The following is a 3,437-nucleotide window of genomic DNA, read 5'->3' on the forward strand; positions in this document are numbered from 1 at the left end:
TTCAACTCCTCCTCGGGACCATCTAAAGAAAGCTTGAGGAGGTCAACTCCGGTTTTTTCCTGAGCAATATTAAAAAAACCTCTGGTTTGCTGGGGATAGTGATCTAAAAAATCTTGCACCATACCCACTCGTTGCGATCCTTGTCCAGGAAAAAGAAATACCCATTCATCCATTGAATACTTACTCCTTTTTAAAAAGGGCGAGTCGAGTAAGGGTATTTTGAAATTCTATAAGCATAGTTTGGATAATTTCAGAAACAGGTTTAATATCCTGAATCAATCCCGAAATTTGACCAGCCATTACCGAACCCTCTTCAACATCGCCTTCACAGACGGCTCGCCGCAAACTTCCTGAACCTAAAGCTTCTATTTCTTCTCGGCTTGCTCGAAGTGTTTCTAATTCTTCAAACTTTCTGGTCAATTTATTTTTTAAACAACGAACTGGATGACCGGTGCTCATTCCGGTCATTATGGTCGATCGTTCTTGCGAATTGACTATTGCTTCTTTGTAATAAGGATGAATATTACATTCATTCGAACAGACAAAACGGGTTCCAACCTGTACTCCTTCTGCTCCCAGGGCAAATGCTGCTGCCATCCCACGGCCATCACCAATACCTCCTGCCGCAATGACTGGGATATCAAGCGCATCAACCATTTGCGGTACGAGACACATGGTGGTTATCTCTCCGATATGACCTCCCGATTCCATTCCTTCGGCAATAATAGCCTGAATACCATGACGGACCAGCCTTTTCGCTAATTGAACCGATGCAACAACTGGGATGGTTACAATCCCTCTTTTGGAAAAATCATCAATTAAGCGAGATGGGTTCCCGGCGCCGGTGGTTACGATTGGGACTCGTTCTTCTTTAACAACTTCGATTTGTTCATTGATATAGGGAGAAAGAAGCATGAGGTTCACTCCGAATGGTTTTTCAGTTTTGATTCGAACCTGGTGGATGTTCTCCCTAAGCTCATCCGCATCCATTCCACCAGCTCCAATAAACCCCAGCCCACCTGCATTGGAAACTGCTGCTACCAGGGGAGCTGTTGAAACCCAAGCCATACCCCCTTGCAGAATGGGATAATCTATTCCTAATAGTTTGGTGACACGAGTCTCCATTCTATCTCTCCTTCGTTTCAGTCCAGCTATAATAATCAGTATCCCTTATCTTTTTAGATGCGAAATGGTATTAATAGAATATTTTCCTTAAAACCTCCCACTACGAGGTCATGGCTCATATATCTAATAATAAAGTCGTTTACCTGAACGGCGCTATTCCACATAAGGATCTCATCTGACACCGCAGGTGTCATCCTGAGCCCTCGTTCCTCTTTTTTTCCTCTCTCCTGGTGGGAGAGGAAAAAAGTGAGGGAGAAGGAGTTTAAAGATTTCCGGGTTTTCATTCTCATCTCATGCAAATTGGTAGTATGCGTACCTATTTTCAATACCATCGATTCCCATAGCCGGGTTTGAGTCCCTTCTTTTATATATCATTATCTGCCTTTTAAAGCAATGTTTCCAAATGGGGAACAGCATACCTTTTATTCCTTTTATTGGATATAGTTAAGATGTGATAAACCATCACGAATTCTTTCTGCCATTTTTTGCTCGACTAAATCTTTCGCCCGGAAAATAGCACTGGTGAGATCTCGAGCCTGTGATTTTCCGTGACAAACCATACAGATGCCTTCTACTCCTAACAGGGGAGCACCACCAATTTCGCTTCGATCAAATCTTTTCCACACTTCTTTCAGTCTTTTTCGGAGCTGCTCATCGGTTATGTGTAAAAATAACATATTATTAATAAACTCAAGAAGACCTTCTCCAAATTTTAACAAGGCATTTCCAGTAAAACCATCACAGACAACGACGTCTGCTTTCCCATCGACAATGTCCTGGCCTTCAACGTTTCCAATAAATTCAAAATTTAGAAAATCACAGCGATTTTTAAAATATTGATAAGCACTCTTTACTAGCTCGTTTCCTTTTCCTTCTTCTTCTCCGATTGTCAAAAGCCCTACTCGGGGACGTTCGATATTTAAAGCCGCTTTGGCATACTCTGCTCCCATAACACCAAAATGGAGGAGCTGCTTAGGCTTACAATCAACATTGGCTCCAACATCAAGCAAAACCGTGCTCGATTTTACATTCGGTATCAAAGTAGCAATCGCTGGACGCTCAATATCAGCAATTCTTTGCAGACCAAACCAAGCAGCGGCCATTAAAGCTCCACTATTCCCAGCCGATATGAAAGCATCGATTTTTTTCTGAGCTAAGAGCTGTACTCCACGAACAATCGTCGATTGAGGTTTTTTTCGAATAGCCTCAGCTGGATGCTCTTTCATTTCAATGACTTGGGGTGTGTCTTCAATCGGAAAGCGGTCTTCTTCCATATTTAATTCGATATAGAGAGGAGATAATTTCTGCTTCGAGCCAATAACGACTAACTCCAAATCATCTAAAACCGCATTTTTAATACCCTTCAATATTTCTACCGGGGCATAATCTCCTCCCCATGCGTCAACGGCAATTTTCATACTTTTCTCCGGTTATTCTTTAGATTTTATAACCTGCTTCCCATTATAATATCCACATGCTGGACAAACCCGGTGCGAAAGACGAAAAGCGTGACAATGGGAACATTCAATCAAATTTGGAGCCTTTACAACCCAATGAGTTCTTCTTTTATCACGATTAGATCGTGAAGTTTTATTGGTAAGATTTGCCATGTATATATCCTCCCTTAAAAGTGTATCTTTTGAATTCAGGTAATCATTTTATCTTAAAATCAACCACATATAATTAGTAATCTATTCTATCCTGAAAATATCCTAATGCTTAAAAATTCCGTCATCCTGTGGCCTCGTATTCAGAAGCCGTGAGGATCTTATCTGATGCCACAGGTGTCATCCTGAGCGGTGCTTTCCCGCGTGGGGATCTCATCTGACGCCATAGGCGTCATCCTGAGGCTTCGTTTTTTGAAGCCGTGAGGATCTCATCTTTTTCTTTTTAACACAAAAAAGTGATCAAGAATGAAATCTTCAAGTCTTTCTGAAAAGAATCACCAGATGGTCGTTATGATCATCAATCGCTGTTACTTTTATTCGACTCACGTCTCACTGATTCCAATTAATGAGATTGCCACGTCGTCCAACCAAAGAACGGTTGGCCTCCTCGCAATGACGGTTTTTGATAAATATTTTCATCCTTATCTGGTGCCACGAAAGTAGCATGAAAGTCTATCCTGAAAATTCACGGGCATGATAAACCAAGCCCCTACCAAAGAATATAAAATTGTAGGGGCACAATGTATTGTGCCCATTCTTTAATTAATGTAGCAACCTACCATGGCATGTCGAATCTTGGTTTTCATCCTCATCTGATGCTGAGTGCAACACCAGGCTTACCCTGTTATATTAAAAAATGAAAAC

4 protein-coding genes are annotated in these 3,437 nt (G+C 41.4%); 1 reads left to right on the forward strand and 3 read right to left on the reverse strand.

Annotated elements, in window-relative coordinates; all coding sequences use genetic code 11:
- Positions 1 to 180: 180 nt before the first annotated feature.
- The 3 genes from fabK to rpmF all read right to left on the reverse strand — a co-directional run bounded on the left by fabK (position 181) and on the right by rpmF (position 2,735).
- Positions 181 to 1,125 carry an enoyl-[acyl-carrier-protein] reductase FabK gene (gene fabK / locus PLK24_RS09825; RefSeq protein ID WP_324478670.1) on the reverse strand — a complete coding sequence of 315 codons (945 nt, stop codon included), beginning with the start codon at positions 1,123 to 1,125 and terminating at the stop codon, positions 181 to 183.
- Between the two features lie 431 nt (positions 1,126 to 1,556).
- Positions 1,557 to 2,543, reverse strand: coding sequence for a phosphate acyltransferase PlsX (gene plsX, locus PLK24_RS09830; RefSeq protein WP_324478672.1), 987 nt, complete (start codon positions 2,541 to 2,543; stop codon positions 1,557 to 1,559).
- A 12-nt stretch (positions 2,544 to 2,555) separates the two neighbouring features.
- Entirely contained in the window at positions 2,556 to 2,735 is a 180-nt protein-coding gene (gene rpmF / locus PLK24_RS09835; protein WP_324478673.1) for a 50S ribosomal protein L32, read from the reverse strand.
- 303 nt (positions 2,736 to 3,038) lie between these two features.
- Between rpmF and PLK24_RS09840 the strand changes: the two genes are divergently transcribed.
- Positions 3,039 to 3,236, forward strand: a complete 198-nt coding sequence (locus PLK24_RS09840) for a hypothetical protein (RefSeq protein WP_324478675.1) — start codon at positions 3,039 to 3,041, stop codon at positions 3,234 to 3,236.
- The last annotated feature ends 201 nt before the right edge of the window (positions 3,237 to 3,437 follow it).

This window comes from Atribacter sp., assembly GCF_035418125.1.
In the GTDB taxonomy this organism is placed as follows: Bacteria; Atribacterota; Atribacteria; order Atribacterales; family Atribacteraceae; genus Atribacter; species Atribacter allofermentans.